The sequence below is a fragment of the Bradyrhizobium sediminis genome, from assembly GCF_018736085.1.
Classification (GTDB): domain Bacteria; phylum Pseudomonadota; class Alphaproteobacteria; order Rhizobiales; family Xanthobacteraceae; genus Bradyrhizobium; species Bradyrhizobium sediminis.
Map to the genome: position 1 here is coordinate 3677096 of NZ_CP076134.1, position 22956 is coordinate 3700051.

Here is a 22956-nt window from a genome sequence, read left to right on the forward strand (position 1 = left end):
CTGGCGCGGGGGCTTTAACATGGAAATTTGCCATCGGAAAACCTCACAATGGCGTGACAGCACTGATTAATCGAAAGTCGCATATGCCCCGAAAACCGGCTCAGGCGGCGGCAATGACGCCCTGAAGCTGGTCGCGGACCCTGGCGCCGATCGCGCGATAGATCGCCGCATGCGGGCCGTCCGGCTCGCTGTCCACCACGGGGGTGCCCGAATCCGAGGTGGCGCGAATCGACATATGGAGCGGGATTTCGCCCAGGAACGGCACGCCAAGCCGTTCCGCCTCGCGCCGCGCGCCGCCGTGCCCGAAAATATCCGATCGGGTGCCGCATTGCGGGCACTGGAAATAACTCATGTTCTCGACGATGCCGAGAACCGGCACATTGACCTTCCTGAACATCGCAAGCCCGCGCCGCGCATCGATCAGGGAGAGATCCTGCGGCGTCGAAATGATGATCGCGCCCTTCAGCGGCACGTTCTGCGCCAGCGTCAGCTGCGCGTCGCCGGTGCCCGGTGGCATATCGACCACCAGAACATCGAGGGTGCCCCACGCGACATCGCGCAGCATCTGGGTGATGGCCGACATCACCATCGGCCCGCGCCAGATCATCGCGGTTTCCTCCTCGACCAGAAAACCGATCGACATGATGGCAAGGCCGAAACGCCGGATCGGAATCATCTTCCGCTCGTCGTTCAATTGCGGCTTCTCGTGAATGCCGGTCAACCGCGGCACTGACGGCCCATAGATGTCGGCGTCGAGCAGACCGATCCGCAAACCGAGATCGCGCAAGCCCAATGCCAGGTTGAGCGCGGTGGTCGATTTGCCGACACCGCCCTTGCCGGAGGCCACCGCGATGACCGCGGCAATGCCGGGAATTTCCGACTGCTTCGACATCGGCGATGCCGGGCTCTGCGGCGGCCGATGCGCCGAGACCGGTTGGACGCCCGGCCCGTGCCGATGCGGCGCTGGCGGCGGCGCGGAACCAGGTTTACGTTCGGCCGTCAGCGCGACCATGGCGACGGTGACGCCGGGGATGGCGCGCACCGCGGCCTCGGCCTCGGCACGAATACTTTCCCAGGCGCGGGCCTCGGCGGCATCGACGTTGATCGAGAAGAAGACCTTGCCGTCGTTAGCGGCGATCGCCGACAGCACATTGGCGTCGGTCAAGGCGATGCCGCGGGGCGACCTCACCCTGGCCAGCGCATTCAGAACCTGTTGCTGCGTTACGCTCACGGCGCATCTCCTTGAGCCTCGTCGGTTCTGATTGCATCAGAACCGGGCTCTATTCTTTGCTTTGGCGCAACTTCATTTCGCGAACCAAAGTCCAGCCCCCGCATCAAGTTCGGGGCAGATCTCGCTCGAAAATGCGATGCGATATTTCGGATGCGACCCATAAAGCGTTGCAGCGCAAAACGCTACCTCGCTCCCATGTCCTCCCGGCGCTCGACGGGGGCTGCTACGCCCTGCTCCTTGGCGGCCTCGTAGTTCAGTTCGATCATGACGCCATTGGGGTCATCGACGAAGATCTGCCAAAGCTCGCCGCCCGGAACCTGCCGGGCATCGTATTTGAACCCCTTGGATTCCAGCCGCTGCTTCATGCCGGCAAACCCCTGGCTGACGAAGGCGACGTGATGGACCACCCCGGAATCCGGCTTTTGCGGCTCGTCGGTCCTGGAAATATCGACCAGATGCACGACCGCCTTGCCCTCGCTGTACATCCAGGCCCCCGGAAAAGCGAAATTCGGCCGGGCACCCTTCTCCAGTCCCAGGACATCCTCGTAGAACCGGACCGTGTCGTCGAGTTTCCGGGTCCGGATATTGAAATGATCGAGCACACCCACGCTCACGCCCATGACGATACACTCCCCTTTTTTTGAAGTTCTGCGCAATCCTAGCACAAAACCCTGCGCACGCGCCAAACGGAGGCGTTGCCCTCCATGCTGCAGGGCTTATTGTGCGCCTTCCGCATCTTCAGGGGGCCTGTTCCAGGACGTACCGGCCCCTCATCGCTCCCCAGAACACGGTCCGGCTAATCCAATGCCGGCGAAACCCCAAGGTTGCTCACATGGCTAAAGTCGCTTTTCTCGGTCTCGGCGTCATGGGTTTCCCCATGGCAGGACATCTGGTCAAAAAAGGCGGCCACGAGGTGACGGTGTACAACCGCACCGCGGCGAAGGCGAAGCAATGGGCGGACAAGTTCGGCGGGCGCACGGCGGCGACCCCGAAAGCTGCGGCCGAAGGCCAGGATTTCGTGATGTGCTGCGTCGGCAACGACAATGATCTGCGCGCGGTCGCGATCGGCGCCGACGGCGCCTTTGCCGGCATGAAGAAGGGTGCGACCTTCGTCGATCACACCACGGCCTCCGCCGAAGTCGCGCGCGAACTCGACGCCGCCGCCACCAAGGCAGGCTTCAAGTTCGTCGATGGCCCGGTGTCCGGCGGCCAGGCCGGCGCGGAAAACGGCGTATTGACCGTGATGTGCGGCGGCACTGCGGATGCCTATGCCGGCGCCGAGCCCGTCATCGCGGCCTATGCCAGGATGTGCAAGCTGCTTGGGCCCGCCGGCTCCGGGCAACTGACAAAAATGGTCAACCAGATCTGCATCGCCGGACTGGTGGAGGGCCTGTCGGAGGGCATTCATTTCGCCAAGAAGGCCGGGCTCGACGTCCAGGCGGTCATCGACACCATCTCGAAGGGCGCCGCCCAATCCTGGCAGATGGAAAACCGCTACAAGACCATGAACGAAGGCAAGTTCGATTTCGGCTTCGCGGTGGAGTGGATGCGCAAGGACCTCTCGATCTGCCTCGCGGAATCGCGCCGCAACGGCGCCAACCTTCCGGTGACCGCGCTGGTCGATCAGTTCTATTCCGAAGTCGAGAAGATGGGCGGCAAGCGCTGGGACACGTCGAGCCTGCTGGCCCGGCTGGAGCGCTGAGCAATATTAGCGGGCCTCCCCGCGGAGGGACGCGCCAAGACCGCCGTCATTGCGAGCGCAAGCGAAGCAATCCATCCCACCGCGGAAAGAAGAGTGGATTGCTTCGTCGCTGCGCTCCTCCCAATGAGGAAACAACGTATAATTGCGTAATGGCGGGACCGCTGTCGCCCAGCCACACGAATGCGCTGCCCGGTGCATAGGCTTCGCATCGAACCGAGCACTGCGTCCATTAGGGGGTCGATATGTCGGTTGATCAAGGGATTGGTCTCGTAGGAATCATCTTAGCGGTAATTTTCGGGGTCTTCGCTGCAAAGCACGTCATCAATCGCAACCGGAGCCAGCGCCAAAGCACTGGCAAGAACAGCATTGGTATTCAATCTGGACGCGATACCAAGATCGACCGATGACGGATCAGGATCAGAAAGCCGGTTCCGGCGCGACAGCTCTTCAGGCTGGCCGAGATATTATCATACAGCATGGAATGACGCCGGAACAAATGACGCAGATTATGGTGTCCATGGCAAGAACGCTATCGACCTACCAGGCTGAGGCCCGTGAGGAAGCAGATGCCCGGCTCGCATCTTTTCGAGAAGAACTCTTAAGAACGTTCGCAGAGCCCGGCAAAGCTAATCCCGAGGCATTTCGTGATCCTGATTTTCAATACCTGCTGAACGATTCCCAAGAATCGTTTGCTCGCTCAGGCGATGAAGCGGTTCGGGACACACTAGTCGATATTATCGCAAGAAGGTCTTTGGAAAAGACACGCACGCGTCTTGCGCTGACGCTAAACGATGCCGCGACAAAAGCAACCAATCTAACCGCGAATGAATTTGCCGCGCTTTCGCTCATATATGTGGCGCGGTACACCATTAGGCACAATATAGGGACGTTTGAACAATTTTGCGAATACGTCAAAAACAATTTGATTCCGTTCGTTAAAGACATCTCGCGTGAGCAATCATCCTTTGGACATATGCAAACGCAATCCTGTGGGTCAATCTCATTGGGCCAAGCTGATCTCTTTGATCTCTTTCGAACTAGCTATGGGGGCGTTCTTGGAGTGGGTTTTGATAGAGCGCAACTAGAGAGCCATCTTCCGGATGGCAAGAAGAATGCGATGGATATGTTATTGATCCCTTCACTCCACGACGCATCCAAGCTTCAGCCCGCCGCCATCACATTTGACGTTCTGAAATCGAAAGCATCAGAAACAGGTTTGACTGAGAATGAACTTCAGAATGTTTGGAATCTATTCGTAAGCACGATCCCGCCCCTAAATGAACTGCTGCCGCCAATTATATCTGATTTCGAGTCATTAACCGACGTGTGGAACAATACACTATTGAAGAATTTTGATTTGACGCCGGTAGGAATTGCGATCGGTCACGCCAACGCTAAACGCGTAATCGGGTTTGATGCCCCCTTAGATGTATGGATAAAATAGCGATGGGGCTGAACCGGCATTGAGGGGATTGGCGCCGGAGGCGACGGACGCGCGTGACATGGATTGCCGGATTTGGTCCGGATCAACGCCATTCCGGGCGGCTTCCGGACAGCCCACGCAGGAGGTTAATTTAACCACCCGTTAACGTGATTCTTTAGCGCTTTAAGGTCGCCCTTAATAATTTAGCGCCAGAGATAGACAATGCAAAAAGCCCGCGCGGTCCGCGGGCAGGATTTGTGTTGTTTGATGAGTAGACCCGCAGAAAAGCCCGAAGTCGTCCAGCTTCCGGCTGAAGCGCCCGTCGTCGTGCCGGTGAGCAACCGCCGTGCGGCCGCGCAGCGGGTGCGCGAGGCCCGCGACAGGTTAACTTCGACCAGCGGAACCCGTCCCGCTTTCGATCGCGAGCTGCTCCGGCAATATGCCCAGACGCGGGTGTCGGCGTCCTACGTCGTCATGCTGCTGGTGGTGGCAACCGGCCTCTTGTTCGGCTTCTGGATGGAGCCGATCTCGGCGGCGGCGTGGACCTGCGGCATGTTCTGCATTCATGCCGTCATCATCCGCCACTGCCGCAGGTTCCTCGGCGAATCTCCCTCGCTTACCGCCACCCGCAAGTGGCGCACCCGGTTCGTGCTGCTCGATCTGCTTTACGGCCTGTGCTGGACGGCGATCCTGATCCACCCGGCCAGCCTCGACGTGGTTTCCAACACGCTGATGATGTTCCTGATGCTGCTGGTGATCGCGGTATCGAGCATGCTGGCGGCCAGCCTGCCGATCGCCGCCCTGGTGGCGACCGCGCCGGTGACGGCGGCGATCGCGGTGAATTTCGTGCTGAGCGGGACCTTCGACAATTACGTGCTCGCCCTGCTCGCGATCGCCGCCGAAGGATATTTCGCGCTGCTCGCGCATCGCCTGCATTCGACGACATTGGCGACGCTGGAGGCGCGCGCTGAAAAGGATGCGCTGATCGGCGAACTCGAGCAGGCCAAGGCGATATCCGACGAGGCGCGGCATCGCGCCGAATCCGCCAACGTCGCGAAGTCGCGGTTTCTCGCGCAGATGAGCCACGAGTTGCGCACGCCGCTGAACGCGATCCTCGGATTTTCCGAGGTGATGAAGAGCGAGATCTTCGGCGCGCACGCCGTGCCGGTATACAAGGAATATTCCGCCGACATCCACAATTCGGGCGTGCACCTGCTCAACCTGATCAACGAGATTCTCGACCTGTCGCGGATCGAAGCCGGACGGTACGAACTCAACGAGGAAGCGGTGTCGCTGGTGCATGTCGTTGCCGACTGCCATCACCTCTTGAAACTGCGCGCCTCCAGCCGCGGCATCACCATTCACGAGGTGTTCGAGCAGGGCATGCCGCGGATCTGGGGCGACGAGCGCGCCACCCGTCAGATCGTGCTCAACCTGCTGTCGAACTCGATCAAGTTCACCCCGCAGGGCGGCGAGATCTGGCTGAAGGTCGGCTGGACCGCGTCCGGCGGACAATATCTGAGCGTCAAGGATACCGGCTCGGGAATCGCCGAGGACGAAATCCCGATCGTGCTGGCGTCGTTCGGCCAGGGTTCCAATTCGATCAAGTCAGCCGAACAGGGCGCGGGGCTCGGCCTGCCGATCGCGAAAAGCCTGATCGACATGCATGGCGGCACCTTCACGCTGAAATCGAAGCTTCGCATCGGTACCGAAGTCATCGTCACCTTCCCGCCGGAGCGCGTGATGTCCGCGCTGGCGCCGATGGCCGAGGAGGCTCCGCCGCTGCAGCCGCAATCCGCCGCCACCGTGACCGCCGAAGACAAGCGCCGGATCCGCAGACAGCCGATCATGAGCGCCGGCACCGGCCTGTAACAGGAGCGCTTGCGCAACCGACGGAATCCGATTCACTATCTTCCGATGAGCAAAGAAACGCCGTGCACCGCAGTTTGTATGATCGATCCCAGAACCAGCCTTTGCTTCGGCTGCGGCCGTACCTTGCCGGAGATCGCGCGCTGGCAGGAGATGGACGGCGCGGAGCGGCATGCCGTCATGGCGCAGCTTCCGGCGCGCATGGTCGAGGCCGGGCTTGCTCCGCCCGCGACGGCGGCGGCCGCGAAGCCGGCCTGACAGGCGACGACACCTGCATGGGAGGCGCGTCGTGAGCCGCTTTCTGCTCGTGCTCCTGATGCTGGCGGCGACGGCCGGCGCCGTGGTCGCCTACAAGGATCCGGAACAGCTCGCGCGCGCCAGCGACAGCGTGTCCGACATGCTGCGCAAACGAACCGTATCGACGGGGCGCGCGGTGCAGATCGCGCGCGGCCAGGGCGGTGAGTTCGCGCTGCGCGCCAAAATCAATGGCGTCAGCGCCCCGATGGTGATCGATACCGGCGCGACCTCTGTCGTGCTGACCTGGGAAACGGCCAAGGCGGCCGGGCTGCCGCTCGAGCTGCTCATATATAATGTCGACGTCGAGACCGCCGGTGGACACACCAAGGCCGCGCGGCTGACGCTCGATCGCCTGGCGATCGGCAAGCTGGTCGAGCGTTCGGTGCCGGCCCTCGTGGTGCCGCGCGGACAGATGAAAACCAACCTGCTCGGGATGAGTTTTCTGGACCGGCTGGAAAGCTGGGAAGTGCGCGCCGACCGGCTGATGCTGCACGGCTACCCGTAGCGCCGTCGAGCGGATCAAGCCGCGATCGGGGCCACCGCGCGGTCCGCGACCAGCGCGATCGCATCGTGCAGTACGCTGACACCCGCTTCTTGCTTGACGCCGTTCTCGGCGAGGTGGCGGCGGAAGGCGCGCGCGCCGGGCACGCCGTGGAACGCGCCGACCAAATGCCGCGTCATCGAATGCAGCCGCGTGCCCTGCGCCAGCTGATCCTCGATATAAGGAATCATCGCCTCGAACACGTCTTTCATCGTAGCGTAAGGGGCAGCCTCGCCGAACAATTCGGGATCAGCCGCCAGCAACCGCCACGGCTCATGGTAGGCCGCCCGCCCGATCATCACGCCGTCGACATGATCGAGGTGCTGCTTCGCCGCGGCGAGATCGGGGATGCCGCCGTTGATGATGACGGGTACCTTGGGCATCGACGCCTTCAGCCGGTACACCCGGTCATAGTCGAGCGGCGGGACGTCGCGGTTTTCCTTCGGCGACAATCCGTTGAGCCAGGCCTTGCGGGCATGCACGATCAGCGCATCCGCGCCGGCGGCGACGACGCTGCGCGCTAGCGTATCCAGCGCGATTTCCGGATCCTGGTCGTCGATGCCGATCCGGCATTTCACCGTGACGGGAACGCCAACCGCGCGCTTCATGGCGTGGACGCCCTCGGCAACCAGCGCCGGCTCCGCCATCAGGCAGGCGCCGCAGCGGCCGTCCTTCACCCGGTCCGACGGGCAGCCGACATTGAGATTGATCTCGTCATAGCCGAAATCCTCGCCGATCTTCGCAGCGGCCGCGAGATCACGCGGCTCCGAACCGCCAAGCTGCAGCGCCACCGGATGTTCGCTTTGATCGAAGCCGAGCAGCCGCGCGCGATCGCCATGGATGATGGCGCCGGTGGTCAGCATCTCCGTGTAGAGCCGGGCGCGCCGCGTCATCAGACGGTGGAAGACGCGGCAATGCCGGTCGGTCCAGTCCATCATGGGCGCCACGGAAAAGCGGTGGTGATTGGGGTTCAAGCGTTTGTCCAGTATTCGGCAACAGGCGTCAGGCGTCTTCATGTAAAGGCCAACCGGACATATTTGTAGCTGTTTTTGCCCTCTCTGGCGCAAAAATAGCGGCGCCGGTCGATGCCAGCTTCAGTGTGACCTTAAATTGGATGTTGCCGCGGGCGGACCTCCATCGCAATCCATCGCAGTTCGATGAATTCCGCGATTCCCGCCTTACCGCCAAACCGGCCACAGCCCGACGCCTTGACGCCACCGAGCGGCATTTACGCCTCATCGCGCAAGGTGGCGGCCCCCGTGAACGTCACTTCCCTCCGACTACCGCAGCGGCTGCGACCTTTGGCGGCATCACATACTCGATTTGCGCCTTGCGGTCCGCATCCCTGCGGGCCTGCAGCCAGCCTGGGAACCACATCGCGATCGCGGGGAAGATCAGCACCAGGACCACGCAGATAACCTGGATGACCATGAAGTCAGCCATGCCGCGGTAGATCAACCTCAGGTTCCATTCCTTCACCACCTGCTTGAGGTAGTAGGCCGACATCGCGACCGGCGGAGACAGGAAGGCTGTCTGGAGAACGACCGCGACGATGCAGCCGAACCATACCATATCGTAGCCGAGCCCCTTGGCCACAGGCGCCAGCATCGGAAGGAAGATGAACACGATCGCCGGCCATTCGAATGGCCAGCCGAGCAGGAATATCAGAGTCAGCAGCAGCGTCATCGTGCCCCAGGGAGGCAGCGGCGAGGCAAGCAGAGCATTGGTCATCCACGTGGCCGTACCGAGCCACGCGAACACCGCACCGAACACGTTGGAGGCGACAGCGAGGAGCAGCACCATGCTGGTCGTCGCCATCGTGCTGTAGCAGGCCTTCAGCAAGCCGTCCCAGGTGAATCTGCCGTAGCCGACGACCAGCAGGATGGCGCCGAGCGCGCCGAGCGCTGCAGCCTCCGCGGCCGTCGTGATCCCGGCGAGAATCGCACCAAGCGTGACGACGGTAAGCACCGTCACCGGAACGAGGCCGACCAGGCATTCCCACAGGACGATCCGCATCGATTCCGGCCGCTCCTCGACAGGCACCGGCGGACCGAGCTTCGGATTGAAATGACAGCGGATCAGGGTGTAGGCGATGAACATGGCGGAGAGCAGAAAGCCCGGGCCGAACGCGGCCGCGTACAAATCGATGATCGAGATGTCCAGCACGGGCGCCATCACGACCAGCATCACCGACGGCGGAATCAGGATACCGAGCGTGCCTCCAGCCGCGATCGCGCCCGCCGACATGCGCACGTCGTAGCCGGCGCGGATCATCATCGGCCCGGCCATGATACCGAGCAGCGCCACCGTCGCGCCGACGGTTCCGGCCGCGATGCCGAACAGCGTCGCCGTGACGATGACGACCACGTAAAGCGCGCCCTTCAGCGGCGCAAACAGATCGCGGAACGCCCTGAATAGTCGTTCCATGAGCCCGGCCTCATCGCAGATGAAGCCCATCAGGATGAACATGGGCACCGCGACCAGTTCGTCCTGCTTCATGATGCCGATGGTCTGCAGGTAGGCGAGGCTGAGAACCCGCTCCCCCATCCCGATGTAGCCGAACACCCCCGCGAGAAACAGCAGCGTGAAGCTGATAGGCAGACCGATGAAGATCGCCCCCAGCATCACCAGCAGCATGAGTAAGCCAAGCAGCTCGAGTCCCGTCATATCTCGATCTTTTCCTTGTGCTCGAACTCACGCCCGAATTGGATCTGGTACCAGCACTTCAGTACCTCGGACACGCCCTGGATCATGAGAAGGACGGCCGACAGCGGAATGGTGGCCCGGAACGGCCACATGATCACGCGCCACACGCTTTCCTGCGACCTCTCGCCGGTGTCCCAGGAATGCCACGCGTTGTCGAAGCTGATCAGCATGAATGTGATCATGACCGGGTAGAACAGAAGGATGTAGGAGACCATGTCGACGATCCCCTTGGTGCGCTCCGAATAGTTCTCCCAGTAGATATCGGTTCGAACATGCGCTCCCTTGTAGAGCGCATATCCGCAGCCGAGCATGAAGGCCGCGCCGTTGGCCATGAAGCTCGACTCGTAGACCCAGACGGTCGGGGCATTGAACCCGTAGCGCATGACGACTTCGTACGAGATCGTCACCACGAGGAACAGCATCGTCAAGGCGATGAGCTTACCTGTGACGTCCGAGAACCGATCGATCGCCCGAATGATCGCGTAGAAGGCGTGCGGAAACTCGTTCGCCACGCCAGCAGGCTGCGAGGCTCCGGTGTCAGCCGACATGAATGATCCCCCTTAGAAAAGCGACTGGCATCTGGCAATCCGGACGCCAGTCGCGCGCAAGAGTAAGCGGATCACTTCTTCTGCAGATAGACCTTGTCTTTCCAGTAGTACTCGCCGGCGAAGTTATAGGGCGGGAACCACGAGAGCTTGAACGGGACGATCTGCTCGGCGTAGGTCTTCTGACTGTCGATCACCTTCTTGTAGAAGGGGTTCTTGGTGGCGTACTCGCCCTGGATCTTCTCCCATTCGTCGAGGAAGTTCTTCAGGATCTCGTCCGGCGTGCGATGCATCTGGACGCCCGCCTTGATGAGGTCCTGGCAGGCATGCGCGGTCTCGCGGTTGAAGGAGAAATTGCGCTGCGTCGTGGCATAGACGCTGGCAACCTTGATGATCTCCTGCAGGTCCGGAGTGAGCTTTTTCCAAACCTCACCGTTGATGATCAACTGGCCGCCGGTGACGGGCTCGTGCATGCCAGGGGTGTAGTAGTGCTTCGCGACCTGGTGCAGACCGAGCTTCTTGTCCTCTTCGCAGTTGATCCACTCCGCGCCTTCGATCACGCCGCGCTCCATGGCCGGCACGATCTCGCCGCCCGGTATGGTCACGACCGACACGCCGAGCCTGCCGTAGGTTTCCGCGCCGATGCCGTAGATGCGATACTTCAGGCCCTTGAGATCGGCGAGGCTGTTGATCTCTTTCTTGAACCAACCCATCCCTTGCGGATAATCGGTCGGGATCGGGAAGCCGACGACGTTGAGCTTCAGTACGTCGCGGTAGAACTCCTCCAGCAGCTTCATGCCGCCGCCGTCGTAGTACCAGGCCCAGTAGTCCTGTCCGTCCATGCCGAACAGCGGACCGTGCGACATCGGGATCGTCGCCGTGTTGCGACCGAGAATGTAGCCGAACGGCGCCATTCCGACATCGAGAACGTTCTTCGACGTTGCGTCGAAGACCTCGAACGGAGGCACAATCGCGCCGGCGGGAAGAGTTTCGATCTTGAGACGGCCGCCCGACATCTTCTCGACTGTCTCGGCCCATAGCTTGAAGATGAGGTGGAAGTTCGCAGATGCGGGATGGGTCGATTGACCCTTCAGCAAAATAGGCTTGGGTGGTGTCTGAGCCTGGGCCGGTTCGGTAAAGGCGGCGGCGAGTCCGAGGGCCGCAGCCACGACAATAGCTGACGTGTACCTGAGCATATTCATTCCCTCCCTTGGATAACAATTCCTCCTTGGATGATCTTTTTTTGATTTTGTGGGGAGAGGTTACGGACGGGATGTTAGCGCTGTCAAGGAATTCCCTGAAGGAGAGCCGCCGACAGCTCCTCCTTCCGGTTCAGGCATTCCCGAGATGCTGGCGTATTGTGCTATGCATCATGTGACGTCCGGCCAACACGCGGCGCTTCAGCTCGATCCGGGAGCGGATGGACGGAGCACGCTTTGATGCGCGACGGCCACCATTTCCTGGCTAGCGAACCTCTTCGAATCCGGCGAGGGCAGACGTCAGATTGGCTCCGAGAATCTCCGACAGATATCCGCCTTCCTGGACGAAGACGGTTGGTAATCCCAACCGCGCGATGGCCGCGCCGATGCGCCGGAATCCTTCGGTGGTCACGGCGAGACCGGCAAGAGGATCATGCTCGGACGCATCGAGACCGAGCGCCACGACGAGGGCGCCGGGAGCAAAGGAACGGATCGTCTTTTCCGCTACGCCGAGCGCCTGAACATAGCCGTCATCCCCGGTGCCGATCGGCAGCGGAACGTTGAGATTGGCGCCAAGCCCGGGACCCGCGCCGCGCTCGTGGGCATAGCCCCAAACGAAGGGGTTGAAGAAGGTCGGATCGGCGTGGATCGAAACCGTGAGAACATCGGGCCGCTCGTAGAAGATGCCTTGCGTGCCGTTACCATGATGGACGTCGACGTCGAGGATCGCCACGCGTTCATGCCTCAGCCGCAGATGGGCGGCCGCAACCGCGCTGTTGTTGAGAAAGCAAAAGCCGCTGGCCAGGTCGCGATAGGCATGATGACCGGGAGGACGGCAGAGTGCATAAGCCGCATCCTCGCCATCTGAAACCAGTTGAGCTGCCGTCGTCGCCACATCGGTGGCAGCGCAAGCGGCAGCCCAGGTGCCGGGGCCGATCGGACAGGACGTATCGATCGTATGCCAGCCGAGACGGCCGACGATGTGGGTCGGGTAAGTCGCGGCGTTGCGGACGGGATGCATGTTGGCGATCATCTCGGGGCCAGAATCCCCAAGCGCGGACCAGGCGTCCCATGCCTCGGCGAGAAAGCCGAGATATTCCGGGCTGTGAACCCTTGCCCGCGGGCCCTGCCCGAAAGCAGTCGGCCCAACCAGATCGTGCTTGCCCGCCTTGAGCCCCGCGAGCAGCCGGTCGGCGCGTTCGGGCTGTTCGGTGGTACGCTTGACGACGCCGCGAACCAGAAAGAATTGCGGATCGTGGCTTCGATGCAGTTCGGTATGGACGGCCTTCACGCAGATACTCCCATCGCTGAAAATAGAATGCTTGGGCGCCCGCCACTATGCCATCGGGCGCGCCGCTCAAACCTGGTCATTACTTGGCACCAGCGGCCACGGGAGGAATCTCCCGCACCAGCTTTGCGACCTCCCGCCAGGCGTGACCGATGTGGTAATCGATATGCGCCACGATACGCTCCGGGTGGCCTTGCTCGATTGCGGCAAGAACGGGTTCGTGCGTGCGCGCGATTTCGTGCGGATCGTCGTACAGGCGGCCGATCAGGCCGATGACCATGCGTAGTTCGGACGCCAGATCGTCGAACAAGCGCAACAGGCGCCGGTTGCCGGCGATCTCGCAGATCAGGCGGTGAAACCGGTAATCCTCTTCAACCTGCCGGGCCGGATCATCCAGATCGGCCGTCCGGTGAAGAACATCGATCTGCCGCCGCAACGCGTCGCGCGTCTCAGGGGTCAGATTCCGCGCGGCCAGAACGCCCGCATGCCGCTCCACGCACAGCCGCAAGTCATAGATATCGTCGATATCGTCGGCTGCGAACTTTCGTACGAAGAACCCGCGGCGCGGACTCGCCACCAGCAGCCCCTGACTCTCGAGAAGGCGGGCAGCTTCGCGCACCGGCGCCCTGCTGACCCCCAGTTCCCTGGCGATCCCTGCTTCCACCACTTTGGAGCCCGGCGAAAGCCGCCCCTGAACAATGGCTTGCGTCAGAACACGGGCGACCTGGCCGACGAGATCCGTCTCGGCGAGCGCTGGTAATCCGACCGGCGGGGACATTGTGCGCATAAAAAGGGTTCCATTTTGAGCATTGTACAATATTTAATCGCCGATTGTCGACAGTTTAGTCTTGCTCTTGCGTCTTCCTCGCAGCAAGAAGGCCAGACAAGTTCAAAACTGGACCTTTTCGACGATGACAGCTCACGTACCGCCGGCGGCCATAAAGGACGGAACCCGTCAGACCCGGATCGATCTTGCGGCCGCCTACCGGCTGATCCACCGGCTCGGGCTCGACGACAGCATCTACACCCACATCTCGGTTCGGCTCCCCGGCCGCCATGACCGCTTCCTGATCAACCCCTACGGCATGCGCTTCGAAGAGGTCACGGCGTCCAATCTGGTGGAAGTCGATCTCGACGGGAAAATTGTCGACGACCCGCTGGGTCTTGGCATCAATCCGGCCGGGTTCACCATTCATAGCGCCGTGCACGCGGCGCGGAAGGATGCGATGTGCGTCCTGCACACGCACACCGTCGCCGGCGTCGCGGTTTCCTGTCAAACGCAGGGACTGCTGCCGCTGAACCAATGGTCGATGCAGTTCACCGACCGGCTCGCCTACCATGACTACGAAGGGATCGCGCTCGATCTGGATGAGCGCTCTCGCCTGGTCGCCGATCTCGGGGACAAGTTCGTCATGGTTCTCCGCAATCACGGCATGCTCACCTGCGGACGATCCGTCGCCGAAGCCTTCAAGCTGATGCACAATCTGGAACGGTCTTGCCGCGCCCAGCTCGCGCTTCAGGCTTCCGGCGCCGAAATCTGCCCGCTTTCCGCGACCGTCGCCCGCAAGACCGCGGGCCAGTATGCAAACTTCTACGACAGCATCGAAATCAAGGGTCAGCCTGACAGCGAATGGGCCGCCTTCAAGCGGATGCTGGAACGCACCGATCCCGACTTCATCAACTAGACCGCACGACCAAGTCCAGTCCAACGCGCCGATCAGGCGATCAAGAGAGAGATGTCATGCTGAAGCGAACTTTGATTGGCCTTGCCATGGTATGCGGCCTGAGCGCCGCAGCCCCGGCGGGGGAACCGAAAGCAGGCGGCGTCGTCAATGCCGTGATCCAGCCCGAGCCTCCGGGCCTGATGATGGGTCTGGTCCAGAACGGCCCGACCCAGATGATCGCGGGCAACATCTATGAAGGCCTGCTGCGCTATAGTCCGAAGCTGGAGCCGCAGCCGGGCCTGGCCGAGAGCTGGACGGTGAGCGAGGACGGCAAGGTCTACTCCTTCAAACTCAGGAAGGGCGTCACCTGGCATGACGGCAAGCCATTCACCTCGGCGGACGTGGTCTTTTCGATCGAATTCCTGAAACAAACCCACGCCCGCGCCCGCGGCAACCTGGTCCAACTCGACAAGGTAGAGACGCCGGACGACGCCACCGTCGTGTTCACGCTGAAGCAGCCGTTCGGTCCGTTCCTCGGCATCTTCGAGGTCGGCTCGCTGCCGATGATTCCGAAACACATCTACGAGGGTACCGATTTCAAGGCCAATCCGGCGAACAATACGCCTGTCGGCACCGGCCCCTTCATGTTCAAGGAATGGCAGAAGGGCTCGTTCATCCGGCTCGTGAAGAATCCGAATTACTACATCAAGGGCAAGCCGCACATCGACGAGATCTACTGGCACGTCATTCCGGACGCTGCAGCACGATCGGTGGCGTTCGAAACCGGCAAGGTCGATGTGCTGCCGGGCGGATCGGTAGAGAACTTTGACGTTCCCCGCCTGAGCAAGCTCAAGAACGTGTGCGTCACCGGCAATGGCTGGGAATTCTTCAGCCCGCACTCATGGCTCTGGCTCAACAACCGTTCCGGACCGACGGCGAACAAGAAATTCCGTCAGGCGCTGATGTTCGCGATCGACCGCAATTTTGCAAAGGACGTGATCTGGAACGGTCTCGGCAAGGTCGCGACCGGCCCTTCCGGCTCCGCGATCAAATACTACTCGAGCGCCGTGCCGAAATACGATTTCGACCCGACGAAGGCCAAAGCCCTGCTCAAGGAAGCCGGTTACAAGGGCGAAAAGGTCCGCTTGCTGCCGCTGCCTTACGGCGAAACCTGGCAGCGCTGGGCCGAGGCGGTTAAGCAGAATCTGCAGGACGTCGGCGTCAATGTCGAAATGATTGCGACCGACGTTCCCGGCTGGAATCAGAAAGTATCCGACTGGGATTACGATATCGCCTTCACCTACCTGTATCAGTATGGCGACCCCGCCCTCGGCGTCGGCCGCAACTATGTCAGCAGCCAGATCGCCAAGGGCTCGCCGTTCAACAACGTCGAGGGATATTCGAATCCGGAGATCGACAAGCTGTTCGCCGACGGCGCGGTCGCCTTCCCGGATTCCAAGCGCGACGAGATCTACGCCAAGGCGCAGAAGATCCTGGTCGACGACGTGCCGGTTGCGTGGCTGCTCGAATTGCAGTTCCCCACCATCACCCGCTGCAGCGTCAAGAACCTCGTTACCACCGCGATCGGCGTCAACGACGGCTTCCGCGACGCCTGGATCGACAAGTAACTCCTTGCCCCCTGCCCGCGGCGGCGCTCCGGCGCTCGCCGCGGGCAGATGCCCCGGTACCTCGTCTCGAACGCAATGGAAATTGACGATGCTTGCATTCATTGCCCAGAGAATCGGCAAGGCGGTTATCGTCCTGCTCGCGATCGTCGTCCTGAACTTCTTCCTGATCCGGCTCGCGCCCGGCGATCCGGCATTGGTGATGGCCGGCGAGGCAGGCGCCGGCGATCAGCTTTTCGTCGCCCAGCTCCGTGAAAAATTCGGCCTCGATCAACCCTTGCCGGTGCAGCTCTTTGTCTACGTCAAGGGAATCCTCAGCTTCGATCTCGGCTTCTCCTTCCGCCAGCAGATGCCGGTTTCGAAGCTGATCCTTGATCGGCTTCCAGCCACGCTGCTGCTGACCGGGACAGCATTTGCGATTTCGCTGGCGTTCGGCGTCCTGTTCGGAACACTGGCGGCACGCCGGGCCGGCACCTGGACGGATACCGCGATCACGGTGCTGGCGCTGATCTTCTACGCCACGCCGCTGTTCTGGATCGCCTTGATGGCGATCCTGTTGTTTTCGGTCACGATGGAATGGTTGCCGAGTTTTGGCTACGAGACGGTCGGCGCGAACTATACCGGGCTCGCCCATATGCTCGATGTCGGAGCCCACTTGTTGCTGCCCGCCACGACGATCGGTCTTTTCTTCATGGCCACCTACACCCGCATGACGCGCGCGTCGATGCTCGAGGTCAAGCGGCTGGACTTCGTCAAGACGGCCCGCGCCAAGGGCTTGCGCGATGCCGTGATTCAGCGCCGTCACGTGCTGCGCAACGCGCTGCTGCCGGTCGTGACGCTTGCGGGCCTGCAGGCGGGCACGCTGGTGGGCGGCGCCGTGCTGACCGAAACCGTGTTCGCCTGGCCCGGCATCGGCCGCCTGATGTACGAGGCCCTGCTGCAGCGCGACTACAACCTGCTGCTCGGCGTCTTCGTGGTGTGTTCGGCGATGGTGCTGGTATTCAACCTCCTCACCGACCTGATCTACCGTTCGGTCGATCCCCGTATCGAGTTCGCGGCATGAGGCAGTTCTGGCGAATGCTGCTGCGCAACCCCGGCGGGCTGATCGGCCTCGTGATCCTGGCTGTCGCGATCGCGGTCGCGGTGTTTGGCCCACTGCTGTTTCCAACGTCGCCCTGGCGCATGGTGCAGCGGCCGTTCCTGCCGCCGTTCACGATCGCGGGCCTGCCGCTCGGTACCGATGCGCTCGGCCGCGACGTGATGGCGGGCATCGTGTACGGGGCGCGCGTTTCATTGCTGGTTGGCCTCGTCTCCACGCTGGCGGCGCTCGCGGTCGGCATCCCCGTTGGCGCGATGGCCGGATATTTCGGCGGTCGCATCGGCGATGCGCTGATGCGCTTCACCGAATTCTTTCAGACCGTGCCGAGCTTCGCGCTGGCGATCGTGCTGGTCGCCGTGCTGCAGCCCTCGATCGTTTCGATCGTCATCGCCATCGCCATCGTCAGCTGGCCGCCGGTGGCGCGACTGGTGCGCGGCGAGGTGCTGTCGCTGCGCACCCGCGAATATGTCCAGGCCGCGATCGTGACCGGTCAGACCAACGGCTGGATCATCTGGCGCGAAATCCTTCCCAATGCGCTGTCTCCCGTGATCGTGCTGGCGTCGTTGATGGTTGCGACCGCCATCCTGCTCGAATCGTCGTTGTCATTTCTCGGTCTCGGCGACCCCAATCTGATGTCGTGGGGGTACATGGTCGGCGCCGGCCGCACCGTTATTCGCCAGGCCTGGTGGATCACGGTGTTTCCAGGCGTCGCCATCCTGATTTCCGTCCTGGCGCTGAACCTGATCGGCGAAGGCCTCAACGACGCGCTCAATCCACGCCTCAACAAGGACGGGCGATGAGCATGTCCGCTGCCACAGCCGTAACCATCAGAGACCTGAGGATCGCCCTGCCCGCCGGCGGCGATCGATCCTACGCCGTGGACGGCGTTTCATTCGATCTCACCGCCGGCAAGATCCTTTGCATCGTCGGAGAATCCGGCTCCGGCAAGTCGATGTGCGCCCATGCCCTGATGGGCCTGCTGCCGGACAATGTGGTCTCCGAGGCCGGCGAGATCGTATTCGACGGACACAACCTGCTGACCCTCGACGAAAGCGCCTGGCTCGCCCTGCGTGGACGCCGCATCGCCATGGTGTTTCAGGAGCCGATGACGGCCCTCAACCCCCTGATGCGAATTGGCGACCAGATCGCCGAGATGTTCGAGGCGCATGACCTGCTGACACCGAGGGAGCGGAAGCGCAAGGCGGCCGACCTGCTGCGCGAGGTCGGCCTGCCAAATCCCGAACAGGCGGTCCGCGCCTATCCCCATCAATTGTCCGGCGGCCAGCGTCAGCGCGCCATGATCGCCATGGCGCTCGCGCTCGAGCCGGCCGTGCTGGTTGCCGACGAGCCGACCACCGCACTCGACGTCACCACGCAGGCGCAAATTCTCAAGCTGATCCGCGACCTGCAGCGCCGCCGCAACATGGCTGTCATGTTCATCACCCACGATTTCGGCGTCGTCGCCGATATCGCCGACAGCGTCGTCGTGCTGCAGCACGGCAAGGTGGTCGAACAAGGCGCCGCGGACGATGTCCTGCTGCGCCCGCAACATCCCTATACGCGCGCGCTGCTCGCTGCCGTTCCGACGATGCAGCCGCCGCAGCGAGTGACCCCGCCCGAGCGCCTCAAGGCGGTCGAGGTGATCGGCCTCGAGAAAACCTATGTCAGCGGCGGCGGCTGGTTTCAGGCGGAGCGGCGCGTCCAGGCCGCAAACGGGGTCAGTTTCGACATTTTTCAGGGCGAGACTCTCGGTCTTGTCGGAGAGTCCGGTTCAGGCAAGTCTTCCGTCGCGCGCCTCATCATGCGCCTGATCGAACCAGACCGGGGCACGGTCCGCCTGGGCGATACCGATCTGACGCAGATCAACGGAAAGGCATTGCGCGAGCAGCGCCGCCGCATCCAGATGGTGTTTCAGGATCCATTCGCTTCGCTCAATCCGCGCCGCAAGGTCGGCAATATCATCACCGATGGCCCGATCGCGCACGGCGCCGATCCGGCGGCGGCTCGACAGCGGGCATGCGACCTGCTGGGCCTGGTAGGCCTCAACGCCAGCGCGATGGAGCGCTTTCCGCATGAATTCTCCGGCGGCCAGCGGCAACGTATCGGGATCGCCCGCGCGCTGGCGCTCGACCCCGAAATCCTGGTCGCCGACGAAGCGGTCTCCGCGCTCGACGTGTCGGTGCAGGCGCAGGTCCTGAATCTGCTCGAAGACCTCAAGGCGCGGCTTGGTCTTTCGATGCTGTTCATCACCCACGATCTGCGGGTGGCCGCACAGATTTGCGATCGGATCGCGGTGATGCAGCACGGCACCATCGTCGAACTCAGGCCGGCCGCCGCGCTGTTCTCGGCCCCTGAACACCCCTATACGCGCGAACTTCTCGCCGCGGTTCCCGGCCAGATATCATCGTCCAAGGCTGCCTGAACGATGCGTTGCGCACTTGTCAGCAGCAGCCTCGATCTGCGCGGCTACCTCAGCACGGAATTCGCGCGTATCGCCGATCGCATCGAGATCGTCGATCATCGCCGCGACGGACCGAACGCGGATATCCGCCTGGCGGTCGCGTGGCATCCGCCGCACGACGCCTTCGAGCATTATCCGAACCTGCAGGCGGTCTGCTCGATCGGCGCCGGCGTCGACAACATCATCGCCTGCCCCAGCCTGCGACCCGGCATCGAAGTGGTCCGCGTCGTGGACCCGGCGCAGGCGCAAATGATGTCGGGATTCGTCGTCTGGCATGTGATCTGGCACCAGCGGCGTTTTGCGGGCTATCTGGCGCAGCAGCGCGACGCAACCTGGCGGCGTCTCAGTCAGCGCAATCCGCGCGAGGTGCCCGTCGCGATTCTCGGCTATGGCGAAATCGGCCAGAAGGTCGCCGCAGATCTGGCCCTGCTCGGCTTCCCGGTCATGGCGTGGAGCCGGACGTCGAAGCCGGCCTCGCCCTCGGTCAAGGCGTTCCACGGACCCTCGGGCCTCGCCGCCATGCTCGGCGAAACCGAAGTGCTGGTGAATCTGCTGCCGCTGACGCACGAGACCCGGGGCATTCTCAACGGCGAACTGTTCGCGCGGATGCGCCGAGGCGGCTTTCTGATCCAGGTCGGGCGCGGCGAACATCTCGTCGACGACGACCTGCTGACGGCGCTGGACAGCGGTCAGCTCGAAGGCGCCGCACTCGACGTCTTTGCGGCGGAGCCGCTGGCACCGGCGCACCCATTCTGGCGTCATCCGAAAATCGTCGTCACGCCGCACGACGCCAGCGAAGTCAGCGTCGAAGCCGTGGCGGCCACTATCGTCGCAACCGCCGACGCGATAAGAACCGGTCAACGGCCACCGTACGCAATCGACCGTGAACGCGGCTATTGATCTGCACGCTCAAGATTTGCACATCCAAGGATTGTCCGGTGCCAAACCCGTCCCCGCTCATTGACGCCGCACATCCGATCGACGGTCTGCGCGCGGCATCCGCCATACCGGAAGCGCTCGCTCAAAAACTGACGGCCGAATATTACGGCCTGCCGGCCACGGCGCATCGGCTCGACAGTGAGCGCGATCAGAATTTCCGGCTGCGAACGCTGGATGGCCGCGAATATGTCCTGAAGATCGCCAATCCCGCGGAAGACCGCGCGGTAACCAATCTGCAGACGATGGCCCTGCTCCACGTCGCGGCCACGGACCCCGGTCTGCCTGTTCCGCGTGTCTTCCCGGCGCTGAACGGTTCGCACGAGCTCGATATTCCGTTCGACGACGGCTCGACGAGAATCGTCCGCCTGCTGTCCTTTCTGGCCGGCGCGCCGATGCACTCGGTTGAAGGCTCCACAGCACTCCGCCGCGATCTCGGCCAGTGCGCGGCAAGTCTTGCACGGGGCCTTCGCGATTTCAGGCATACCGGCGCCAGCCACAAGCTGCTCTGGGACCTTCAGCACGCCGCCGAATTACGCTCGCTTGTCGACGCCGTCCCCGGCGACCGGTGCGGCCTGGTGGAGCATTTTCTCGATGGCTTCGAGGCGTGCGCGCTTCCGGTGCTGCCGAGTCTGCCCGCGCAGCCCGTGCACAACGATCTCAATCCGCATAACGTCGTGGTTGACCCCGACAGCCACGAACGCATCTCGGGAATCATAGACTTCGGCGACCTGACCTTTACCGCCCGGGTCAACGACCTCGCGATTGCGGCCGCATACCAGGTCGCAGACAATGACGATCCCCTCGCACCCGCGTGCGAACTGATCGCGGCCTATCATGCGGTCACGCTGCTGGAGCCTGCCGAATTTGATATATTGTTCGATCTCATCGCCACGCGCATGGTCATGACCATCGTGATCAGCAGTTGGCGGGCTGTCCGCTACCCCGAGAATCGGGATTATATTCTGCGCAACAATCAAGGCGCCTGGGCGCGGCTGGTTCGGATATCGAAACTCTCGCGGATCCAGGCCTCGCAGCAGATCAGACGCGCCTGCCATTCGGAGTAAGGGGACATGTCCGCAGAAGACGAGACCGTCTCGACGCGAGAGATGATCGCGCGACGCCAACGCCTGCTTGGGCCAGCCTATCGGCTGTTCTACGAGCAGCCGGTGCAGTTCGTCCGGGGCGAAGGCGTTTGGCTCTACGATCCGGCCGGGCATCGCTATCTCGACGCCTATAACAACGTGGCGTCGGTCGGACACTGCCACCCTCACGTCGTCGAGGCCATCACGCGGCAAGCCGCGGTGCTCAACACCCATACGCGCTATCTGCACGAGACCGTACTGGACTATGCTGAAAAGCTTCTGGCCACCTTCCCGGCCGAGATCGGCCACGTCATGTTCACTTGTACCGGCAGCGAAGCCAACGACCTCGCCTTGCGCGTCGCCCGGACCTGCACCGGCGGCACCGGTTTCATCGTCACCGACAACGCATATCATGGCGTGACCAGCGCGCTGGCCGAACTTTCGCCATCGCTCGGGCTGCCCGCGTCAAAGGACAGCCACGCGCGGTTGGTGCCGGCGCCTCACCCGGCCAGTGACGGCACCGGCGAAATCTTTGCGCGTCACATCCGCGATGCGCTGGACGACATGGAGAAAAACGGCATTCGCCCGGCGGGATTGCTGGTCGACACCATCTTCTCGAGTGACGGCGTCTTCGCCGACCCGCCTGGTTTCCTGCGGCCCGCGGTCGAAACCATCCGGGCTGCCGGCGGCCTGTTCATCGCCGACGAAGTGCAGCCCGGTTTTGGCCGCACCGGCAGCCATATGTGGGGATTTGCCCGCCACAATCTCATTCCCGATCTGGTCACCATGGGCAAGCCGATGGGAAATGGCCATCCGATCGCCGGGATGGCGGCGCGACCGGATCTCCTGGCCGAGTTCGGCGCGCGGTCGCGTTACTTCAACACCTTTGGCGGCAATCCGGTATCCGCCGCAGCAGGCATCGCCGTGCTGGAGGTGATCGATACCGAGGGCTTGATCGAGAACGCGCGAAGCGTTGGAGCCTATCTGCTCGACCGGCTTCGGCAATTACAGGCCCGTCACGAGTTGATTGCCGACGTCCGCGGCGCCGGCCTGTTCATTGGCGTGGAACTCAGGCGCGGCGGCGCCGCCGGGACGCCTGCCGCGGGTGAAGGCGCGCAGATCGTCAACATGCTGCGCGAGCGGCGCGTACTGATCAGCGTCGCCGGGTCACATGGCAATGTTCTCAAGATCCGGCCACCGCTGGTGTTCGGTACCGAGCACGCCGACCTGCTCGTCGAGAATCTGGACCAGGCGTTGCTGGCCCTCAATCAAGTCCCGGCTTGAG

21 protein-coding genes are annotated in these 22956 nt (G+C 62.5%); 13 read left to right on the top strand and 8 right to left on the bottom strand.

What is annotated here, in order from left to right:
• Nucleotides 1-100: 100 nt before the first annotated feature.
• Both KMZ29_RS17815 and KMZ29_RS17820 read right to left on the bottom strand, forming a co-directional pair.
• Nucleotides 101-1231, bottom strand: coding sequence for an Mrp/NBP35 family ATP-binding protein (locus tag KMZ29_RS17815; protein ID WP_215620449.1), 1131 nt, complete (start codon nucleotides 1229-1231; stop codon nucleotides 101-103).
• 182 nt (nucleotides 1232-1413) lie between these two features.
• Nucleotides 1414-1851, bottom strand: coding sequence for a VOC family protein (locus tag KMZ29_RS17820; protein WP_215620450.1), 438 nt, complete (start codon nucleotides 1849-1851; stop codon nucleotides 1414-1416).
• Between the two features lie 212 nt (nucleotides 1852-2063).
• On the opposite strand from KMZ29_RS17820, the gene KMZ29_RS17825 reads away from it, so the two are divergent.
• The 5 genes from KMZ29_RS17825 to KMZ29_RS17845 all read left to right on the top strand — a co-directional run bounded on the left by KMZ29_RS17825 (nucleotide 2064) and on the right by KMZ29_RS17845 (nucleotide 7027).
• Complete coding sequence (locus KMZ29_RS17825; protein WP_215602491.1) at nucleotides 2064-2933, top strand: NAD(P)-dependent oxidoreductase; 870 nt, start codon at nucleotides 2064-2066, stop codon at nucleotides 2931-2933.
• A gap of 403 nt (nucleotides 2934-3336) precedes the next feature.
• Nucleotides 3337-4377 (top strand): LPO_1073/Vpar_1526 family protein, encoded by a 1041-nt coding sequence (locus KMZ29_RS17830; protein ID WP_215620451.1) that lies wholly within the window; start codon nucleotides 3337-3339, stop codon nucleotides 4375-4377.
• Nucleotides 4378-4623: 246 nt separating this feature from the next.
• The gene (locus KMZ29_RS17835; protein WP_215620452.1) at nucleotides 4624-6228 is read left to right on the top strand and encodes a sensor histidine kinase; all 1605 of its coding nucleotides are present in this window, start codon (nucleotides 4624-4626) and stop codon (nucleotides 6226-6228) included.
• 45 nt (nucleotides 6229-6273) lie between these two features.
• On the top strand, nucleotides 6274-6483 hold the full coding sequence (locus KMZ29_RS17840; protein ID WP_215620453.1) for a DUF1289 domain-containing protein: 210 nt from the start codon (nucleotides 6274-6276) through the stop codon (nucleotides 6481-6483).
• Nucleotides 6484-6514: 31 nt separating this feature from the next.
• A complete protein-coding gene (locus KMZ29_RS17845) occupies nucleotides 6515-7027 on the top strand; it encodes a TIGR02281 family clan AA aspartic protease (protein ID WP_215620454.1) in 513 nt (170 codons plus the stop codon).
• Between the two features lie 14 nt (nucleotides 7028-7041).
• Here the strand turns inward: KMZ29_RS17845 and dusA are convergent, their stop codons facing one another.
• From dusA to KMZ29_RS17875, 6 genes are all read right to left on the bottom strand, one after another.
• Nucleotides 7042-8001, bottom strand: coding sequence for a tRNA dihydrouridine(20/20a) synthase DusA (gene dusA / locus KMZ29_RS17850; protein WP_249779956.1), 960 nt, complete (start codon nucleotides 7999-8001; stop codon nucleotides 7042-7044).
• Nucleotides 8002-8329: 328 nt separating this feature from the next.
• The gene (locus tag KMZ29_RS17855) at nucleotides 8330-9730 is read right to left on the bottom strand and encodes a TRAP transporter large permease (protein WP_215620456.1); all 1401 of its coding nucleotides are present in this window, start codon (nucleotides 9728-9730) and stop codon (nucleotides 8330-8332) included.
• Nucleotides 9727-10317 (bottom strand): TRAP transporter small permease subunit, encoded by a 591-nt coding sequence (locus KMZ29_RS17860; RefSeq protein WP_215620457.1) that lies wholly within the window; start codon nucleotides 10315-10317, stop codon nucleotides 9727-9729. Before KMZ29_RS17860 ends, KMZ29_RS17855 begins: the two co-directional genes overlap by 4 nt.
• A gap of 71 nt (nucleotides 10318-10388) precedes the next feature.
• Nucleotides 10389-11516, bottom strand: a complete 1128-nt coding sequence (locus tag KMZ29_RS17865; RefSeq protein WP_215620458.1) for a TRAP transporter substrate-binding protein — start codon at nucleotides 11514-11516, stop codon at nucleotides 10389-10391.
• 262 nt (nucleotides 11517-11778) lie between these two features.
• On the bottom strand, nucleotides 11779-12804 hold the full coding sequence (locus tag KMZ29_RS17870; RefSeq protein ID WP_215620459.1) for a histone deacetylase family protein: 1026 nt from the start codon (nucleotides 12802-12804) through the stop codon (nucleotides 11779-11781).
• 79 nt (nucleotides 12805-12883) lie between these two features.
• A complete protein-coding gene (locus tag KMZ29_RS17875) occupies nucleotides 12884-13588 on the bottom strand; it encodes a GntR family transcriptional regulator (protein WP_215620460.1) in 705 nt (234 codons plus the stop codon).
• 124 nt (nucleotides 13589-13712) lie between these two features.
• On the opposite strand from KMZ29_RS17875, the gene KMZ29_RS17880 reads away from it, so the two are divergent.
• The 8 genes from KMZ29_RS17880 (at nucleotide 13713) to KMZ29_RS17915 (ending at nucleotide 22955) form a co-directional block, all read left to right on the top strand.
• Complete coding sequence (locus tag KMZ29_RS17880) at nucleotides 13713-14486, top strand: class II aldolase/adducin family protein (protein ID WP_215620461.1); 774 nt, start codon at nucleotides 13713-13715, stop codon at nucleotides 14484-14486.
• Between the two features lie 56 nt (nucleotides 14487-14542).
• Nucleotides 14543-16093, top strand: coding sequence for an ABC transporter substrate-binding protein (locus KMZ29_RS17885; protein WP_215620462.1), 1551 nt, complete (start codon nucleotides 14543-14545; stop codon nucleotides 16091-16093).
• A gap of 88 nt (nucleotides 16094-16181) precedes the next feature.
• Nucleotides 16182-17153, top strand: a complete 972-nt coding sequence (locus tag KMZ29_RS17890; RefSeq protein WP_215620463.1) for an ABC transporter permease — start codon at nucleotides 16182-16184, stop codon at nucleotides 17151-17153.
• Nucleotides 17150-17989, top strand: a complete 840-nt coding sequence (locus tag KMZ29_RS17895; protein WP_215620464.1) for an ABC transporter permease — start codon at nucleotides 17150-17152, stop codon at nucleotides 17987-17989. The genes KMZ29_RS17890 and KMZ29_RS17895 overlap by 4 nt, the downstream gene beginning before the upstream one ends.
• 2 nt (nucleotides 17990-17991) lie before the next feature.
• Complete coding sequence (locus KMZ29_RS17900; protein WP_215620465.1) at nucleotides 17992-19611, top strand: ABC transporter ATP-binding protein; 1620 nt, start codon at nucleotides 17992-17994, stop codon at nucleotides 19609-19611.
• 3 nt (nucleotides 19612-19614) lie between these two features.
• Nucleotides 19615-20550: a 2-hydroxyacid dehydrogenase gene (locus KMZ29_RS17905; RefSeq protein ID WP_215620466.1), complete on the top strand. Its 936-nt coding sequence runs from the start codon at nucleotides 19615-19617 to the stop codon at nucleotides 20548-20550.
• A gap of 38 nt (nucleotides 20551-20588) precedes the next feature.
• A complete protein-coding gene (locus tag KMZ29_RS17910) occupies nucleotides 20589-21653 on the top strand; it encodes a phosphotransferase (RefSeq protein WP_215620467.1) in 1065 nt (354 codons plus the stop codon).
• Nucleotides 21654-21659: 6 nt separating this feature from the next.
• Complete coding sequence (locus KMZ29_RS17915) at nucleotides 21660-22955, top strand: aspartate aminotransferase family protein (RefSeq protein WP_215620468.1); 1296 nt, start codon at nucleotides 21660-21662, stop codon at nucleotides 22953-22955.
• The last annotated feature ends 1 nt before the right edge of the window (nucleotide 22956 follow it).